Source organism: Lysinibacillus sp. FSL M8-0355 (assembly GCF_038008985.1).
GTDB lineage: Bacteria > Bacillota > Bacilli > Bacillales_A > Planococcaceae > Lysinibacillus > Lysinibacillus fusiformis_D.
In genome coordinates this window covers 1,754,005-1,770,303 of record NZ_JBBPAI010000001.1, presented here as the reverse complement: position 1 = coordinate 1,770,303, position 16,299 = coordinate 1,754,005, and the positions used below count along the sequence as shown (strand labels likewise).

Here is a 16,299-nt window from a genome sequence, read left to right as displayed (position 1 = left end):
TTTATTTCCCCTCCATCTCTACAATCAAATTGCCATATTTATCAATTTCAATGGATTGCTTGTCATTGATTACGACCGTAGATGTTGGATTTTCCACAATAGCAGGACCTGCAATGACATAACCTGGTACGAGCTTTTGTTGATCGTAGACATTGACCTCTACCCAACCTGTTCCCTTCACATATAAATTACGCTGTGCTTTGATACATGTGGAAGCGTCGACCTGTGAGAAGTCTAGTTCCTTAAACTGAACTGCCTCATCTTTTCCGTAGATTGTAAGATGTAAATTGACTAACTCAATGGGCGTAGCTGGTAAATCAAATGAAAACTCTTGTTTATGTTTAACATGGAAAGCCTCCGCTAATTCGCGTAGCCCCTCTTCTGTAATCGTGCTAGTCGATGCGTTCAATTTCACTGCATGCTCTTGTCCTTTGTATCGTAAATCATAATTAATCTCAAAATAATAATGATCCTTTGATAAAGGGGCATCCGCATAGGCATTGGCAATCGCCTGATCAATATTTTCTTGAATTGCCGCAAGATGGTTGGCATCAAAGCCCATTAAACTTGTTTGAATATAATCTTGTCGGTATTCTGTCATCATCATACCTAATGCTGAAAAGACGGAAGAACCATATGGAATAATCACTTTTTTCATACCTAATTCTTCTGCTAGGTTAATCGCATGTAGTGGGCCACCACCACCGAATGCTACCATTGTGAAGTCTTCTGGATCATAGCCTTTACGAATCGAAATCAACTTCAGTGCATTTAACATATTAGAGTTCGCAATATCTAAAATACCTTGAGCCGCTTCTTCTGCCGTTACATTAAACGGTTTCGCAATGGCTTCCACAAGAGCCTCCTCTACTTTGTCAATGGATACTGGATTATCAAAGTTTTCTAATGATAATCTTCCTAAATACACATTTGCATCGGTAATCGTCGGCTGTGTATTGCCTAAGCCATATGCCACTGGCCCTGGGTTTGCACCAGCAGAATCTGGACCAACCTTTAACGAGCCAAATGGATCTACACGTGCGATGGAGCCACCGCCATTACCGATTTCAACAATATCCACTACAGGCGTTTTAATTGGATAACCCGCAAATTTTTCATTTCTTTCGATATAGTAATCTGTTGTCACATTTACTTTGCCATCTGTAATAAGGGAGCATTTTGCCGTCGTCCCACCAACATCGAACGCAATAATATTCGATTCATTGAGTAGCTGCCCTAATTTGGCTGCCCCAAACATCCCCGCAACAGGACCAGATTCCACTAAATTGATCGGTAGCTCCATTGCTTTATCAAAGCTTGTCGTCCCACCATTTGATTGCATAATTTTTAAATGGTCTGTAATACCGATCGTACTTAATTTTTCTTTTAAGCTTTTTAAATAGGCATGGGCAATCGGCTTTACATAAGAATTCAACACCGTTGTATTCGTTCTTTCATACTCACGATATTCTTTAATGGTTTCACTTGAAAGTGTGATATACACCTCAGGCCAAATTTTTAAAATTTCCTCTTTTAGCTGTTGTTCATGAATAGGGTTTTTATAGCCGTGAATGAATGAAATGGCAATCGCCTCAACACCCAATTTTTTAAATTTACGAACGATTTCATCGACTTCTTCGGTGTTAAGCGCTTTCATAATATTTCCTTTAAAATCGATGCGTTCATCCATTTCCTGTCGTAAGTAACGTTCTACAAATGGTTGTGGCTTTTTATATTTAAAGTTATATAAGTCCGGTCGATTCCCACGTGCAATTTCTATGACGTCACGGAAGCCTTTAGTTGTAATTAACCCAACTACGCCCCCTTTTCTTTCCGTTAATGTATTGATAATAACCGTTGAACCATGAATAAATGATTCAATCAGAGATTCTTCTGTAACATGTCGTCCTAATACATTTAATATGCCATCCTCAAAGTGACCAGGTGTTGTATGTCCCTTATCAAAATGAAGATTTCCTTTTTCATCTGTGAAAACTAAGTCGGTAAAAGTACCGCCAATATCTGTTGCGATTTTCAAGACTGCATCCCTCCATGTTCCTATTATCGGAACAGTGTTCCGAATTAGAATTAAGTAAATTATATTTAAAAGAAAAAGAAAATTCAATGTATTTTTTAAATAAAAATTCATTTGACAATTAATCTGCGTTGTAAAAATCCGCTCTATCTTTCCAAAATCAGAGAACTATTGATAAAAAATACCAAACACATTTATATAAGGAAAGTTCTCATGATTTTTTGGAACATAAAAAAGATCCTAGTTTTCACTAGAATCTTAAAATTTTTTTAAAAAATTAACTTTTATGAATTTTCAATCATGCAGCGGATGAAGAAATCAACTAAAATTTCACATTTATGCCATGCCTGAATTATAGATAGACGATGAGTCGTGCGGAAAATAAATAGTAGTTCTCTTCCAAATTATGCAGAGATCATCTAGGAACCAAGTTTTCCCCTTTATCCATTAAAAAAAGCTGCCCATTTAAGTTGGGCAGCTTTAAAGAAGATATTAGAATAATCCTACCGCATGGCCTTCATTATCGACATTCATGCGAAGGGCAGCTGGAGTTTTAGGTAGTCCTGGCATGGTCATAATATCGCCTGTCAGACAAACGAGAAAGCCTGCACCAAGCTTTGGAATAACTTCACGAATTGTGATCGTAAAGCCTTCTGGTCGACCGAGTAAACTTGGTTGGTCGGATAAAGAATACTGTGTTTTCGCCATACAAACTGGCAGAGAGTCCCAGCCAAATTTTTCGATTTGAGCAATTTGTTTTTTGGCTTGATCAGTGAATTGTACATCTTTTCCGCCATATACCTTTTGCACAATCGTACGCACTTTTTCTTCAATGGACTCCGTTACATCATATAAAGGAGAGAAGTTGTTTTCTTCTTCAAGCACAGCTAATACTTGTTCAGCTAGCGCTAATCCGCCTTTCCCGCCCTCTTCCCAGACATTTGTACGGGAAATACGAACTTGATTTTCCTGACACCAGTTCAGAACAGCCTCTAGCTCCGCCTCTGAGTCTGTAATAAAACGATTTAACGCAATAATCGGTTCAACACCAAATGTACGTACCGTATCAACATGCTTAGCTAAGTTTTCAATTCCTTGTAGCAGGGCATTCACATTTTCGTCAACAAGTGCCGTTTTCGGTACACCACCATGCATTTTTAAGGCACGAATCGTTGCTACGATAACGACTGCACTTGGTTTAAAGCCCGCTTTACGTGCTTTAATATTCATAAATTTTTCAGCACCTAAATCGGAGCCAAAGCCCGCTTCTGTTACGACAATGTCCGCTAGCTTGCGAGCAGTTTGTGTCGCCATAATGGAATTACAGCCGTGGGCAATATTAGCAAATGGACCACCATGTATAATAGCTGGTGTTCCTTCTAATGTTTGAACTAAGTTTGGCTTGAAGGCATCTTTCAATAATAATGTTAAGGCACCTTCTACTTGTAAATCACGTACAAAGACAGGCTCACGCTCAAATGTATAGCCAACCACAATGCTAGCTATGCGTTCACGTAAATCCTCAATACTTGTCGCTAAACAGAACACCGCCATAATTTCGGAGGCCACTGTAATATCAAAGCCGTCCTCGCGCGGCATGCCCTGAACAGGGCCACCTAATCCCACAACCACTTTACGAAGGGCACGATCATTTAAGTCCATCACACGCTTCCAAATAATGCGTCGTGGATCAATGTTTAATGCATTTCCTTGATGGATATGATTATCAATGAATGCGGATAAAGCATTGTTGGCTGTTGTAATCGCATGAAGGTCGCCAGTGAAATGTAAATTAATATCCTCCATTGGTACAACCTGTGCGTAGCCGCCGCCAGTTGCCCCGCCTTTTACGCCCATAACTGGACCCAATGACGGTTCACGTAAAGCGACCATTACTTTCTTATTTAATTGATGAAGAGCATCTGCTAGTCCTACAGTAACCGTCGACTTCCCTTCACCTGCTGGTGTTGGACTAATAGCTGAAACTAGCACAACCTTTGCGTCCTCACCCTGAGCTGTAATTTTTAAAGGATCAATTTTTGCTTTGTAGCGTCCATACTGCTCAAGAGCATCCTCTGGAATACCCGCAGCATTGGCAATTTCCGTAATCGGTTTGATTACTGCTTGACTAGCGATTTCTAAATCTGATAATGGTTGATTTTTCGTTGTCATTTGGCATCCTACTTTCTATGTTGTTCATTTCCATTATAGTCTTAATTGTGAAAAAAAAGAAAGCCAGATACACAAGCATTTCGACAATCAATTGACATCTTTGTTCAATTCATGTATGTTCTAAGAGAAAATGCAATTTTTCACATTTTCTCAATGATAGCACAACTTAGTTAACTTTATTTTACATTCAAGCGCATTGGAGGCGAATGCTTATGCAACAGGGGATCGTAAAGTGGTTCAATAATGAAAAGGGTTATGGCTTTATTGAATGTGATGATGGAGAAGATGTATTTGTACATTTTACGGGCATCCAGGAGGAAGGCTTCCGTACACTTGAAGAAGGTCAGAAGGTGTCATTTGATGTTGTGGAAGGCAATCGAGGACCCCAGGCATCAAATGTTGTAAAATTATAAGCTCCAAAATTGAAAGTGGATGAGGTAGATGAATAGTGCTCAATCCGCTTTTTGACATGTTTGCACATAAAAATCCACTTCAACAATTGAAGTGGATTTTTAATTTATCTATTAATCCAATAAAAAGCACCTGGACAAACTAATGTTTCCTTTGTTCGGTGTGGATCTTTCAATGTTACACCGATGGGTCCTTCTTTTAAATGCCCTAACGTCATGGCAGATGCTGCCGTCTCCTCATAAAAATCCAAGCGCATATTTGGTAGCTGTAGTGACACAAATTGCTCATGCTGCTCGGAATCGGGTAGCTGTAATACCTTTTGCCAAAGCTGAACCGTCTCCTCCACATCCTTGACAAAAAACTGAATAGATTCCATTGTGATGGCTTGGTTTTCATCGATTGCACCACTAGCTTTTAATTGTGCCAAACGTTCCTCATCTTCATCTGCCCATTCAATTAAGAATGGAAAATCCAATGAAAGGTTGGGCATGCCAAAATGCAATAGCTTCCATTCTAGTGTCGTGCCATCTGGTCTTGTTCGGCTACAAGCATCGGGACCATATACTTCAAAGCCCAATGCACGCAATCGTTGACCCTCGTCTTCAATATTTTTGGTGCGCAAGGCAATTCGTGAAAATCCTTGGCGCTCACGATCACGTTTAAACGTATAATGTAGGGAATAAGGGTACAGAGCCGCTTGCTCAAATAAATCACGATCATAAATAGCGATTTGTTCAATATAGCTTAAGCCAAAATAGCTTAGCGTATTATAAGTCCCCCACATCGTGTGTTGACCACCGTTCACTGTACGGACATTTCGTTTATTGAAGAAAACCTTTATATTTTCTGGTGATTCTACTTGATGTACCAGATGATCAAAATATAAAGTCATGGCAATTCCCCTTTCTTTCCCCCATTAGCTTTACCTGGATGTTTAATTGATTTAAAATTTACTTAAGAAAAGGAGTTACTATATGGTATGAAAAAAAGTGCAATTTACCTACTAACTCCGTTAACTAATTTATGACTAACTATAAAGAGGTGATTTGAATGACAGATCAAGTAGCTGCTTTTAAATTGGCATTAGGTAACTATCCTACAGGTGTAACGGTTGTGACAGCATGTCATGAAACGAATCCAATTGGCTTAACAGTCAATTCTTTTGCATCTGTTTCCATTGACCCACTACTTATTTTATGGTCACTTGATAAAAAATCTCAGCTCCATTCTTACTTTATGGGTGCGGAAAAATTCGCTGTCAATATTTTAGCGAGTAATCAAGAACATTTATGTACATTATTTGCAAGTAAAGTCCCGGATCGCTTTGCTCAAGCTAAATGGTCTACTTCTACTTTTGGGCTACCGATTTTACATGATACAGCAGCTATTTTACAATGTAAATCATTTCAGCAAATAGATGCAGGCGATCATACTATTTTTATTGGGCAAGTGCTAGACATTACAAATTCTCAAAAAGAACCCCTTCTCTATCATCGTCGTCATATCGGTCCAATTCCAAAAAGCTTTTATAGCTAATTTCCATAAAAAAGAGCCACTTGTAAGCAATGGAAACCATGCTTATTAGTGGCCTTTTCACATCGTTCAACTGAAATGAGCATTATTTCTTCTGTGGAAATCTCTGCTTTTCAAGCCTATTAATTTGCACAATCACACCATCTTGAATCGTAATATTCACTTCACCAAATTCAAGATTTTGAATTGCCTTAGCAATTGCCTCTAATTTTTTATCATCTACCTTTGCCGATTGAGCCATACGATACACCCCCTCTTTATTCTCCTAGTTGTACAAAAGAGGCCAACGCATCAAACCGATTGATAGCCCCTCCTATCTCTCAGACACCATCTGTTGGATTTGGCACCTATCTTCTCGGTTGCCGAGGCTTCATGGGGCCAAGTCCCTCCACCTCTCTTGATAAGAGTACTGCATTTCTTGAAAATAATTCTATAATTCTGTTATCCGAATGTCAATATAAAATATTAGAAAACCTAGCTGAATACTTTGTAATAGCATCCTCTCTGTTACAATTCACTCATAATCCTATCGTATTGTATGCTATGTCAGTCTATCTAACCACAATGGCAAAGAAAAAAACTGTGTAGAAGTATGACCTTCTCCACAGTTCATCACGTTATTCCCTATGCAAACATTCCATTAAAGTTTGTGCTGTCTGTTGCTTGCCCATCACCTTAATTGGTTGTCCCTCAGCAGGCACGATCCAATGAGGCTCATCCCCGCCATATAAAGACTGCGAGCTATTTGCAACCATAAATTGAGCATGCGCGGCTTCCATACGCAGTCTTGCACGAGCGAGTAAAAAATCCTCATCATTTGTAGCTTCTAGCTTAAAGCCCACTAGCGTTACATTCGGTTGCCAGCCCTTGATTTGCCCTAATACTTTTGGTGCCTTTTTAAAATGGATAATAGGTGGTTCGTCAGAAGGCATTTTCCCCGCTTCCTCCATTAAATTACCGGATTGATCATAAACCTTGTCAATAACCCAATCGGAGCCAGCAGCAGCCATAATAACAATATCGACTTGTTGTAGCTGAACCGCATGACGTACCTTTTCTCCTAAATCCTCAATACCTTCAAATTTTACCAATGTCATTTTGTCGTGATTTGCTGGAAGCTGTGCAAAGTAGCCATGCATATATATTACATTCGCACCCTTAGCCAATGCGGCCTCTGCTAAATAACAGCCCATTGTCCCTTTTGATAAATTCGTGTGCCCTCGTACACGATCCCATTTTTCAAGTGTTCCCCCACTTGTAATGAGTACGGTTTTGCCTTGTAATGTCCCCATACACTCACCTATTTTCTACAATATATACAAATACTATTTTAACGTAATGTAAGGATGTGCTTCAATAGCCACAATCATAGCGTACTATTTTGCTCTTTTAACCAAGCACTTAATATTTCCGCAAATTTCTTGGTAACAGGGGAAGCATGGTGCTTCATCGCAATTCCAATGGTACGGTAGCCTCCTTGCTTTAGCGGGATTGCTTTTAACGTTGATGGTAAATGTTGAATGACCAATTGAGGCAAAATACTAATGCCTAAATGATGGGAAATCATTGAAAGAATCCCTACCTCCTCAGAAAGCTCAAAGCGAATATGGGGCTTTACATGATATTGCTCCAACAGTACCTTTACATCATTTGTCCCTTTATAGGAAGTCATGATAAAAGGCATATCTTCTAGGTCAACAATATCAATTTCTGTCTTATGAAATAAAGGGCTTTTATCCGAAACAATACATAATAAAGGGTCTTGTTGTAATTCCATAAATTGATATTGCTCTGATTTTTGACCATTCAAGAATCCTACTTCGACTTCCCCACTTAGCAGCCATTGTTCAATTTCGTAATAATCTCCCTCTCGTAACTCTACTTGTATCCCTGGAAATTGATGATCCATAATACGAACAATTTCTGGCATCCAATTCGAGGAAATACTTGAAATAACGCCAATTCGAACTTTTCCGCGTGTTACACCCAGTATATGGGCCGCTTCCTGCTGCAATAATTCCTGGGCATCCAGAACCTGACGCATCGCCCTTAGCATGGTCTGCCCCTCACTCGTCAGTGTTACACCTGCACGACTTCGATGAATGAGAGCAAAGCCAAATTCTTTTTCTAAACTAGACACGGCATGGCTCACAGCAGACTGTGTTAGTCCTAGTGCATCCGCTGCTTTTGTAAAGCTTGCTACCTCTGCCACCTTTGTTAAAATCTCATATTTAACTAAGCTCATTCGTCATCCCTCTATATACATGAATTTTTTTAATCCTATTCATTATAAACATTCGTTTTACTAATCACAATACAAGATATATAGTAAATTTTAGTATAAAAACTGTTTTAGTACACAGATGGTAGGTGAACATAATGAGTATCCAAGGAAAAGCAAATGTATTGATGGTTATTGTCACAATGTTTTGGGGACTATCTTATACCTTTATGGTCATGGGGCTTGAAACATTGGCAGTTTATAATGTGGTGGCATTGCGTTGTATCATTGCATTTTTCGTAGCAGGACTTATTTTTTATAAACGGATGATCAAAGTAAATGGTAAAACATTAAAATATGCGGCTATTCAAGGATTTTTATTATTCATTGTGTTCGCGTTAAGTTTATTTGGTTTACAGTCTACTTCTGCCTCAAATGCAGGCTTTATTTTAAGCCTAACCGTAGTATTAGTGCCGATTTTCAGCAGTTTCATTGAAAAAAAATTACCATCGAGAGCCGTTAGCTTTGCGGTCATTTGCACGATGATTGGTATTACAGTCTTAACAGCACATGGCTCATTCACCTTCCATAAAGGGGATTTATTAGTAGCCATTGCAGCACTATGCTATTCCATTTATTTACTACTGAATAGCTCATTTACACGAAATGTTGAATCCATTTCATACGGAATTTATCAGCTCGGCTTTGCTGGTATCTATGCCCTTGTCTTAACATTTATATTTGAAACACCGACATTGCCAAATTCAATGTCATCCTGGCTGGCTATTTTAGGGCTCGGTATCATTTGTAGTGCATTTTGCTTTGTTGGGCAAACTGTTGCACAACAGTATACTTCTGCTACACATACAGGACTTATTTTTTCATTAGAACCAATTTTTGCAGCCATGTTTGCCATGATGTTTATTGGTGAAAGTTTAACAGTGAAATTAGTGATTGGCGGTAGCTTTATCCTTATTGGTAATTTAGTGGCTCAATTAGAGCACTTTCATGCGTTACGTTTTATTAAAAAAGAAGCACAGGAAAAAGTCATACAATAAAATAGTGTGTCATGTCACTTCATTTACGAATGAAAAAGGAAGCTGAGAGTTATATCTCAAGCTTCCTTTTCTACTATGTATTGAATTTATAGCATCACTACATGTAAAATAGTTTACTATACAGTCTATTTTTTACAGAAACTAATTGGAGGAGAGTCATCTATGCAAATTCAACCCCGAAATGCATCATACTATTTACCAGCTAAGGTCAATCAACCTATTAAAACAGAAAACCTATTGGATTTACTCAAATATGTGGATGGCAGTGAAGAGGAAGACGCCAAAAAGAACAAATCGAAAATTGAAATCAGACACGAAAATGGCTATGTGCGTCAATATCTTGTTAAACCAAATGGACAAAGAGTACTCCTGATGGAAACTAAACAAAGCCATGACAATAAAGAAGCTAGCTATTTACATACTATGCCTCATAACCTGTTTAAGCAGCCATTTGAAAAGCCTACAAGTGACCCGATACTTTCGATTTTAAATGCGAAGGATAACATTGCTAAATATAGATATGGGATTTAAAGGACAACAATATTAAATAAAATAATAGACAAAGTCGAATAAAACGACTTTGTCTATATTTTAACCAGCAAGCCAGAGCCATATCTCACTGGTTTGATCATTATAAAAACCTTCTATATTGCTCTGCCTCTATCATACGCTCTTGCTGTTTTAAACGTGCCTCTTGCTCGGCAACTGTCTCAGAATGTGCTTGTAGCGGATCTACATCATCCTCACGTTCCGCATATAAGACGATACTACCTTGCTCCACAAGATGTGCATAATAAGCGATTTGTCCCTCTGATAGATTAAATCGTTTTAAGCCCTCTGTCACAGCCGAGTCACCTGTAAACCAAGACTTAAATTGGTCCACCCAATTACCAGCCTCATGTGTTTGGACATCAGCATCCCATTTTACATCCTCAAACTGTTCGGAATCTTTCGCAATAATATGAATATCATCTTGTTGATAACCTTCTAACCGCATACTTTCTAAAATGTGAAGCATTTCATCCCTCGTATGGGCCACCTCAATTTGTGGGTTTTGTTCATTCATCATGTTCAATTCCTCCTAATTTATATGGCTTACTAGATAATTACCCTTGCTGTACACAAGCAAACGCTTTTTACCAAACTGTCATAATTGTTATGAACCCTTAATACATGTTATGGCTTTGACATCAAGCATTAATTGCAGAAAAAAAGCATGCCAGAGTACTTAATATCTCCAACATGCTGTAACTGTCGTTTTTACTTGTCAAGAAAGGCTTTTAACATCCATGTATGCTTTTCAAGAGATTGGTACATGGCGTTAAGTAAATCCTCTGTACGATCGTCCCCTTCTTCTGCTGCTAGCTCCATTGTGGCATTTAATGCTTTCATGAGCTTTTGGAAATCCGAAATTATCGTAGCGACCATTTCCTCTGTCGTCTCATTTCCTGCCGCCTCCTCTACATAGGAAAGCTCTAGATGTTCTTTTAATGTTGCGACTGGCTTGCCATCCTTTGAAAGAATACGCTCCGCAATTTCATCTAAATTCAAGGTTGTTTCATTATACAACTCTTCAAATTTTGCATGCAGTGTAAAGAATGAGTGTCCTGTCACATACCAATGATAATTGTGCAGCTTTGTATAAAGTACAGACCATGTAGCCACTAGCTTATTTAATTGTTTGTTTAAGTTTTGTGTCATAATCACTTTCTCCTCCAATATGTCTTGTTCTAGCCTTTAATATGTGTAACAAATGATGTCGGCTATACATCTATTGTTCCCGCCCGACAATATTTCAAACATGTCTTCGACAAACGATCTACATTAAGAATATTGCAACTATTCTATGAAATTATTTCACTTTCCGAAATAGTTTCGTTATAATGAAATCACTTACATGTAAAGGGGTGTCTATGAATGGAAGTTTTACCATTACGAAAAGATGTAGCAGTAGAAGAAACTTGGGATTTAACAGATTTATTGAGCCATGATGCTGATTTTGAACCTACTTTAGCACAATTGGTGGAAGACGCACTTAGCTTCGAGCAGCAATACCAAGGAACGATTACAGATGCACAAAAAGTTATTGACGTGCTATCTGCCTTTGAAGAGCTACAAAAAAGGTTTGTTCCGATTGGCACGTATGCCAGCTTAAACCTTGAAACAGATCGTACAAATGATGGAGCGCAAATGCGGGCTGCAAAATTTGCTACAGCTATTGGAAAGGTAAGCAGCGCTCTCTCCTTCGTGCGCAGTGAGTTACTAGCGTTGGATGAAGCTATTTTACAAGAAGCGGCAGCATCAAGCCCTCTTTACAAACGTTATCTAGAGGAACTGTTAAAGCAAAAGCCTCACCAGCTACATCCTGAAGTCGAAAAAGCATTGGCCGCATTTAGTGCTACATTCGATGCACCATATGAAATATACAATACGACGAAATTAGTAGACATGAACTTTGGTCAATTTGAAGCCAATGGTGAAAAGCATCCACTTAGCTTCGTCCTTTACGAAAATGACTGGGAGTTTGAAGCGAATACAGAAATACGCCGCGCTGCCTTTAAAGCCTTTTCAAGCAAGCTACGCGATTACCAGCATACAACAGCACAAGTGTATAACACGCATATTCAGCAGGAAAAAACAATGGCAGACCTACGAGGCTTTAACTCGGTCATTGATTATTTACTCTTTGATCAGGACGTCGATCGTTCGCTCTATAATCGTCAAATTGATTTAATTACGACAGAGCTTGCCCCACATATGCGTCGTTATGCAGCTTTAATTCAAAAAGCCAATGGTATCGATAAAATGACATTTGCAGATTTAAAAATAGCGCTTGATTCTGATTATGATCCAAAATTATCGATGGCTGAGGCGAAAGAATATGTTGAAAAAGCATTAGCTGTTATGGGGGAAGACTATAATCATTTAATGGATAGAGCCTTCAATGAACGTTGGATTGACTATGCACCAAACAAAGGAAAATCTACAGGGGCATTTTGCTCAAGTCCGTATGGTAGCCATCCTTATATTTTAATGTCATGGAACGAACGCATGAATGAAGTCTTTACTCTTATTCATGAGCTTGGTCATGCAGGGCATTTTGCGAATACGCATGAACATCAATCTTATCTTAATAGCCGACCTTCTCTATACTTTATTGAAGCACCATCAACAATGAATGAAATGCTGTTAGCGAATTATTTACTAACACATAACGATGATTTACGGTTTAAACGTTGGGTGATTTCAAATATTGTGTCGAAAACGTATTATCATAACTTTGTCACTCATTTACTAGAAGCAGCCTATCAACGTAAAGTGTATGAATTAATTGATGCTGGTGAAGCTGTTAATGCAACAATTTTAAATCAATTAAAACGCTCTGTGCTAGAAGATTTCTGGGGTGATACAGTCGACATTTCTGAAGGTGCAGAACTTACATGGATGCGTCAACCTCACTATTATATGGGTCTTTACCCATACACATATAGTGCTGGGTTAACCATCTCTACACAAGTGTCTCAACGTATTTTAAAAGAGGGCGACACAGCTGTTGAAGAATGGTTAGCTGTCTTACAGGCTGGTGGCACAAAATCACCAGTAGAGTTAGCACAAATGGCTGGTGTCGATATTACAACAGACCAACCGCTTCGTGATACGATTGCCTATATCGGTCATTTGATTGATGAGCTTGAACGCCTAACTTTGGAAATTGAAGCGGTTCAGCAATAATCTAGCAAGAAAACGGTCCTGCCTGTTAAAGGTGCAGATCGTTTTCTTTTTTTAGTTCTAAGTGGAAAAATACGTACATATAATAGAATCAGGGCGTCCCTCTACATTTTTTAGATATTTCAAAATAGACAATCATTTTTCTTCATACAAAAGTACCGTTATTATTAAGAGTGCGCAAATTATTTAGCAATATACGATTAACAATTATTAAAGGAAGTGTTCTAATTATGGTAAAACGTAATGATCCATGCCCATGCGGTAGCGGCAAAAAATATAAAAAATGTTGTGAAGGCAAACAGCAAGTAACAGTGGAAACAGTACAAATCGAAGAATTAGAGCGTGTGCTACAAACTTTTTACTTAGAATATCCCGAACGTAAAGATGTTCGTGCATATATTGAGCATGTCGGCACATGGCAGCCTAAATTAGAGAGTGTGCTACAGCGTGAGCTCATTGAAGCAATCGCTTTAGACGACTTTTTCTTCCATCAAGAGCCATCTATTTGGAAAAGTTACTTAAAGAAAACGAAGAAAAAGGCAGTAAGACCATCTACTGTCAAGGTACTTGAAGACTGGTCTCAGCCGGCTTTATTTATTGGTACGGTGTCTGTTGTTGAGGAAAAATATTTCAAGGCTAATCATTTACTTACGAATGAAGAGCTTTCTATTCGTCGTGAAAATAATAAACCGATTCCTGAAGGTATGCATGTATTTGCCTTTATCTTACCAGATGGAACGAAGAAATCGACACATTATTTAGCTGTGTCTACCCTAATTTTCTTCCCTGAGGATCATGCAAAAGTATTTGAAGAATTTAAGAAAAACTATGAGGCATCCGAGAAGAAGGTAAGCTCATTCTTAAAAGAAGAGCATCTAACATTCTGGGAACTATTAGTATCGAATGGCTATAAAGGTGAGGAGTTTTCAAACTTCGAAAGCAATGTCCTGACACAAGTAAAAGATTTCTTAGAGCAAAATGAGCGTGAATCAGCTCCGATGCTTGAACTTTTAGAGGACTATTTAATCGAAGGACAACCGACTGCTCGCAAAGAAGCGGCTATTGCAGCTGGTGCGATTCGTTATGGTCAGGAAAAAGAGCTATTCGAGTCCCTATCCATGACCGTAAAGGAAATTGCTGCAACTTTTGATATTTCTGCTTCGTCTCTGACAAAATATTATCAAGACCTAAGCAGTTATGCTGAAACAAAATAAAAGTAATAGTAATAATGAAAGAAGCTACATTGACCAGCGGATTGCTAATCAATGTAGCTTTTTCTCATGAGGTTCGTATTTTATTTACTATACACTTTCAAAAGCTCTTCTCCCAAAAACTGTAACTTTTCTCCAACTGAACACGCCTCAATACAGAAACGGTGAGCTCCTGGTTTACCACGTTCTTTACGTAATTGCTTAATCACCAAGCAATCCGCACAATACGTATCATGCAGTTCGTCAATATCCCTCATAACCGTCACTTTATCCATGTTGAGCCCCCGCTCCTTTCACGTCCAAAATTCACTTCTTATTATTATGAAGCGTTCAATTTGAACAAGCAACTATTTTGTTTGTTCCATTTTTTACAGACTATGATTCTGATCCTTGTTGTACAATTATAGAGAAGTCACATTGCAAAGTAGGGATGGTATGTTAGAAGTTTATATAGACGCTGCCAGTGCAGGAAATCCTGGTCCAAGTGGGATCGGGCTATTTATTAAAGGTGAAGGCCATCATATCCAAATTAGTGAGTATATTGGCGAAACAAATAATCATATCGCTGAATTCACTGCATTAGTTCGCGGTCTTGAAGAAGCACAAAAGCTAGGCTCAACACTAGTATCCGTACGCTCGGATTCTAAAATCGTTGTCGCTTCTATGGAAAAAGAATATGTTAAAAACGAGGAATTTAAACCTTATCTTGAAAAAGCTTTAGCACTAGCCACTAGCTTTGATTTATTCTTTATTAAATGGGTGCCCGACTCACAAAATAAAGCTGCCGATGCTTTGGCTCGAAAAGCAATTCAAAGTAAAAATACTTAATCCTATTTCACGGGACTGTCCGTCATGTACAGTCTCGTTTTCTTTTCCCCTTTTCTTCCGTTGTTTACTATTCCCCCTATTCAAACTTTTTATGAAAATAAGCTTCATTCAAAAAATGCTAGGAAATGCAGCTAATTTTCTGATTAATCCAAAACGATATTGACATTGTTAGATCACGATGATATCCTTTAACACATTAGTAGTTTAGCAAACGAAAGCGATAGATTATAGGGGGAAACAAAATGAAACGAGTATTGACTTTATTCATGATGCTGACAGCTGTGATCGTTTTAGCAGCGTGTGGTACATCGAAAGAAAATGCAGCAAAGAAAGATGACAAAGCTGCTGATGTAGAAAAAATGATTATTGGCATTGACGATAAATTTGCGCCAATGGGCTTCCGTGATGACAAGAACAACATCGTTGGGTTCGATATCGATTTAGCCCGTGCGGCAGCTGAGCATATGGGCGTCGAAGCAGAATTTCAACCAATCGATTGGAAAACAAAAGAGGCAGAATTACTAAGTGGGCGAATTGATTTAATTTGGAACGGTTATACCATTACAGATGAGCGTAAAGAAAAAGTACTATTTACAAAGCCTTATCTTGAAAACGCTCAAGTTGTCATGACAAAAGCAGATTCAAAGATTTCAAAACTAAGTGATTTAGCTGGACAAGAAGTAGGTATTCAATCTCTTTCTTCTGCGGCAGATGCACTAAACGGGCATCCAATTCACAAAGAAGTGAAAAAAATTACAGAGTTTGCGGATAATGTTTTAGCTTTATCCGACTTAAAAACAGGTCGTGTTGATGCCGTTGTTATCGATGCGGTTGTTGCAGAATATTATATGACACAGGAGCCTGATACATTTAAATTATTAGAGGAATCACTTGCACCAGAACAGTATGGAATTGGCGTGAAACCAGGCAATGAAGCCCTATTGGACAAATTACAAGCCGCATTAGACAAAATGAACGAAGATGGTACAGCTGCTGAAATTTCTACCAAATGGTTCGGTGAAGATAAAGTATTAAAGTAATGACAGGACACATCATTTGTAAGAGTTTCCTTTGTGAAACTCTTACTCTTTTTGGAGGGAC

17 protein-coding genes and 1 riboswitch are annotated in these 16,299 nt (G+C 38.4%); of the genes, 8 read left to right on the top strand and 9 right to left on the bottom strand.

Features of this window, described 5'->3' with window-relative positions; translation table 11 throughout:
- Window position 1: 1 nt before the first annotated feature.
- The gene (locus tag MKY46_RS08415; RefSeq protein ID WP_089932528.1) at window positions 2-2,038 is read right to left on the bottom strand and encodes a hydantoinase/oxoprolinase family protein; all 2,037 of its coding nucleotides are present in this window, start codon (window positions 2,036-2,038) and stop codon (window positions 2-4) included.
- A gap of 489 nt (window positions 2,039-2,527) precedes the next feature.
- A complete protein-coding gene (locus MKY46_RS08410; RefSeq protein WP_101966834.1) occupies window positions 2,528-4,207 on the bottom strand; it encodes a formate--tetrahydrofolate ligase in 1,680 nt (559 codons plus the stop codon).
- Between the two features lie 212 nt (window positions 4,208-4,419).
- Here MKY46_RS08410 and MKY46_RS08405 point away from each other — a divergent pair, with 212 nt between their 5' ends.
- Window positions 4,420-4,620 carry a cold-shock protein gene (locus tag MKY46_RS08405; protein ID WP_004269397.1) on the top strand — a complete coding sequence of 67 codons (201 nt, stop codon included), beginning with the start codon at window positions 4,420-4,422 and terminating at the stop codon, window positions 4,618-4,620.
- A gap of 104 nt (window positions 4,621-4,724) precedes the next feature.
- Here the strand turns inward: MKY46_RS08405 and MKY46_RS08400 are convergent, their stop codons facing one another.
- Window positions 4,725-5,510 (bottom strand): VOC family protein, encoded by a 786-nt coding sequence (locus MKY46_RS08400; protein WP_101966835.1) that lies wholly within the window; start codon window positions 5,508-5,510, stop codon window positions 4,725-4,727.
- Between the two features lie 158 nt (window positions 5,511-5,668).
- On the opposite strand from MKY46_RS08400, the gene MKY46_RS08395 reads away from it, so the two are divergent.
- Window positions 5,669-6,154, top strand: a complete 486-nt coding sequence (locus MKY46_RS08395) for a flavin reductase family protein (RefSeq protein WP_036123007.1) — start codon at window positions 5,669-5,671, stop codon at window positions 6,152-6,154.
- An 82-nt stretch (window positions 6,155-6,236) separates the two neighbouring features.
- On the opposite strand, the gene MKY46_RS08390 is transcribed toward MKY46_RS08395, so the two are convergent.
- The 3 genes from MKY46_RS08390 to MKY46_RS08380 form a co-directional block, all read right to left on the bottom strand.
- Window positions 6,237-6,392, bottom strand: a complete 156-nt coding sequence (locus MKY46_RS08390) for a YezD family protein (RefSeq protein ID WP_080717081.1) — start codon at window positions 6,390-6,392, stop codon at window positions 6,237-6,239.
- Window positions 6,393-6,461: 69 nt separating this feature from the next.
- A riboswitch (SAM riboswitch) is annotated at window positions 6,462-6,558 on the bottom strand.
- Window positions 6,559-6,768: 210 nt separating this feature from the next.
- A complete protein-coding gene (locus tag MKY46_RS08385; protein WP_036123004.1) occupies window positions 6,769-7,443 on the bottom strand; it encodes a phosphopantothenoylcysteine decarboxylase domain-containing protein in 675 nt (224 codons plus the stop codon).
- Window positions 7,444-7,517: 74 nt separating this feature from the next.
- Window positions 7,518-8,396 carry a LysR family transcriptional regulator gene (locus tag MKY46_RS08380; RefSeq protein WP_036123002.1) on the bottom strand — a complete coding sequence of 293 codons (879 nt, stop codon included), beginning with the start codon at window positions 8,394-8,396 and terminating at the stop codon, window positions 7,518-7,520.
- A 134-nt stretch (window positions 8,397-8,530) separates the two neighbouring features.
- Between MKY46_RS08380 and MKY46_RS08375 the strand changes: the two genes are divergently transcribed.
- Both MKY46_RS08375 and MKY46_RS08370 read left to right on the top strand, forming a co-directional pair.
- Window positions 8,531-9,430, top strand: coding sequence for a DMT family transporter (locus tag MKY46_RS08375; protein ID WP_036122999.1), 900 nt, complete (start codon window positions 8,531-8,533; stop codon window positions 9,428-9,430).
- Between the two features lie 162 nt (window positions 9,431-9,592).
- Window positions 9,593-9,961 carry a hypothetical protein gene (locus MKY46_RS08370; RefSeq protein ID WP_340833942.1) on the top strand — a complete coding sequence of 123 codons (369 nt, stop codon included), beginning with the start codon at window positions 9,593-9,595 and terminating at the stop codon, window positions 9,959-9,961.
- A gap of 100 nt (window positions 9,962-10,061) precedes the next feature.
- Here MKY46_RS08370 and MKY46_RS08365 read toward each other — a convergent pair whose 3' ends face one another.
- Both MKY46_RS08365 and MKY46_RS08360 read right to left on the bottom strand, forming a co-directional pair.
- Complete coding sequence (locus MKY46_RS08365) at window positions 10,062-10,499, bottom strand: general stress protein (RefSeq protein WP_101966836.1); 438 nt, start codon at window positions 10,497-10,499, stop codon at window positions 10,062-10,064.
- Between the two features lie 191 nt (window positions 10,500-10,690).
- Window positions 10,691-11,131 (bottom strand): Dps family protein, encoded by a 441-nt coding sequence (locus MKY46_RS08360; protein ID WP_036122990.1) that lies wholly within the window; start codon window positions 11,129-11,131, stop codon window positions 10,691-10,693.
- A gap of 216 nt (window positions 11,132-11,347) precedes the next feature.
- Between MKY46_RS08360 and pepF the strand changes: the two genes are divergently transcribed.
- Entirely contained in the window at window positions 11,348-13,162 is a 1,815-nt protein-coding gene (pepF, locus tag MKY46_RS08355; RefSeq protein WP_036122986.1) for an oligoendopeptidase F, read from the top strand.
- A gap of 227 nt (window positions 13,163-13,389) precedes the next feature.
- Entirely contained in the window at window positions 13,390-14,373 is a 984-nt protein-coding gene (locus tag MKY46_RS08350; RefSeq protein WP_058844684.1) for an SEC-C domain-containing protein, read from the top strand.
- Between the two features lie 80 nt (window positions 14,374-14,453).
- Here MKY46_RS08350 and MKY46_RS08345 read toward each other — a convergent pair whose 3' ends face one another.
- Window positions 14,454-14,645 carry a zinc-finger domain-containing protein gene (locus MKY46_RS08345; RefSeq protein WP_036127782.1) on the bottom strand — a complete coding sequence of 64 codons (192 nt, stop codon included), beginning with the start codon at window positions 14,643-14,645 and terminating at the stop codon, window positions 14,454-14,456.
- Window positions 14,646-14,805: 160 nt separating this feature from the next.
- On the opposite strand from MKY46_RS08345, the gene MKY46_RS08340 reads away from it, so the two are divergent.
- Both MKY46_RS08340 and MKY46_RS08335 read left to right on the top strand, forming a co-directional pair.
- Window positions 14,806-15,198 carry a ribonuclease HI family protein gene (locus tag MKY46_RS08340; RefSeq protein WP_058844683.1) on the top strand — a complete coding sequence of 131 codons (393 nt, stop codon included), beginning with the start codon at window positions 14,806-14,808 and terminating at the stop codon, window positions 15,196-15,198.
- A gap of 242 nt (window positions 15,199-15,440) precedes the next feature.
- Window positions 15,441-16,238 (top strand): amino acid ABC transporter substrate-binding protein, encoded by a 798-nt coding sequence (locus MKY46_RS08335; RefSeq protein WP_249646003.1) that lies wholly within the window; start codon window positions 15,441-15,443, stop codon window positions 16,236-16,238.
- The last annotated feature ends 61 nt before the right edge of the window (window positions 16,239-16,299 follow it).

What these genes read in the sequence shown, in the direction of transcription:
- MKY46_RS08410 (WP_101966834.1), bottom strand. Translation starts at nt 4,207, where the DNA reads ATGACAACGAAAAATCAACCATTATCAGATTTAGAAATCGCTAGTCAA.
- MKY46_RS08405 (WP_004269397.1), top strand. Translation starts at nt 4,420, where the DNA reads ATGCAACAGGGGATCGTAAAGTGGTTCAATAATGAAAAGGGTTATGGC.
- MKY46_RS08400 (WP_101966835.1), bottom strand. Translation starts at nt 5,510, where the DNA reads ATGACTTTATATTTTGATCATCTGGTACATCAAGTAGAATCACCAGAA.
- MKY46_RS08395 (WP_036123007.1), top strand. Translation starts at nt 5,669, where the DNA reads ATGACAGATCAAGTAGCTGCTTTTAAATTGGCATTAGGTAACTATCCT.
- MKY46_RS08390 (WP_080717081.1), bottom strand. Translation starts at nt 6,392, where the DNA reads ATGGCTCAATCGGCAAAGGTAGATGATAAAAAATTAGAGGCAATTGCT.
- MKY46_RS08385 (WP_036123004.1), bottom strand. Translation starts at nt 7,443, where the DNA reads ATGGGGACATTACAAGGCAAAACCGTACTCATTACAAGTGGGGGAACA.
- MKY46_RS08380 (WP_036123002.1), bottom strand. Translation starts at nt 8,396, where the DNA reads ATGAGCTTAGTTAAATATGAGATTTTAACAAAGGTGGCAGAGGTAGCA.
- MKY46_RS08375 (WP_036122999.1), top strand. Translation starts at nt 8,531, where the DNA reads ATGAGTATCCAAGGAAAAGCAAATGTATTGATGGTTATTGTCACAATG.
- MKY46_RS08370 (WP_340833942.1), top strand. Translation starts at nt 9,593, where the DNA reads ATGCAAATTCAACCCCGAAATGCATCATACTATTTACCAGCTAAGGTC.
- MKY46_RS08365 (WP_101966836.1), bottom strand. Translation starts at nt 10,499, where the DNA reads ATGATGAATGAACAAAACCCACAAATTGAGGTGGCCCATACGAGGGAT.
- MKY46_RS08360 (WP_036122990.1), bottom strand. Translation starts at nt 11,131, where the DNA reads ATGACACAAAACTTAAACAAACAATTAAATAAGCTAGTGGCTACATGG.
- pepF (WP_036122986.1), top strand. Translation starts at nt 11,348, where the DNA reads ATGGAAGTTTTACCATTACGAAAAGATGTAGCAGTAGAAGAAACTTGG.
- MKY46_RS08350 (WP_058844684.1), top strand. Translation starts at nt 13,390, where the DNA reads ATGGTAAAACGTAATGATCCATGCCCATGCGGTAGCGGCAAAAAATAT.
- MKY46_RS08345 (WP_036127782.1), bottom strand. Translation starts at nt 14,645, where the DNA reads ATGGATAAAGTGACGGTTATGAGGGATATTGACGAACTGCATGATACG.
- MKY46_RS08340 (WP_058844683.1), top strand. Translation starts at nt 14,806, where the DNA reads ATGTTAGAAGTTTATATAGACGCTGCCAGTGCAGGAAATCCTGGTCCA.
- MKY46_RS08335 (WP_249646003.1), top strand. Translation starts at nt 15,441, where the DNA reads ATGAAACGAGTATTGACTTTATTCATGATGCTGACAGCTGTGATCGTT.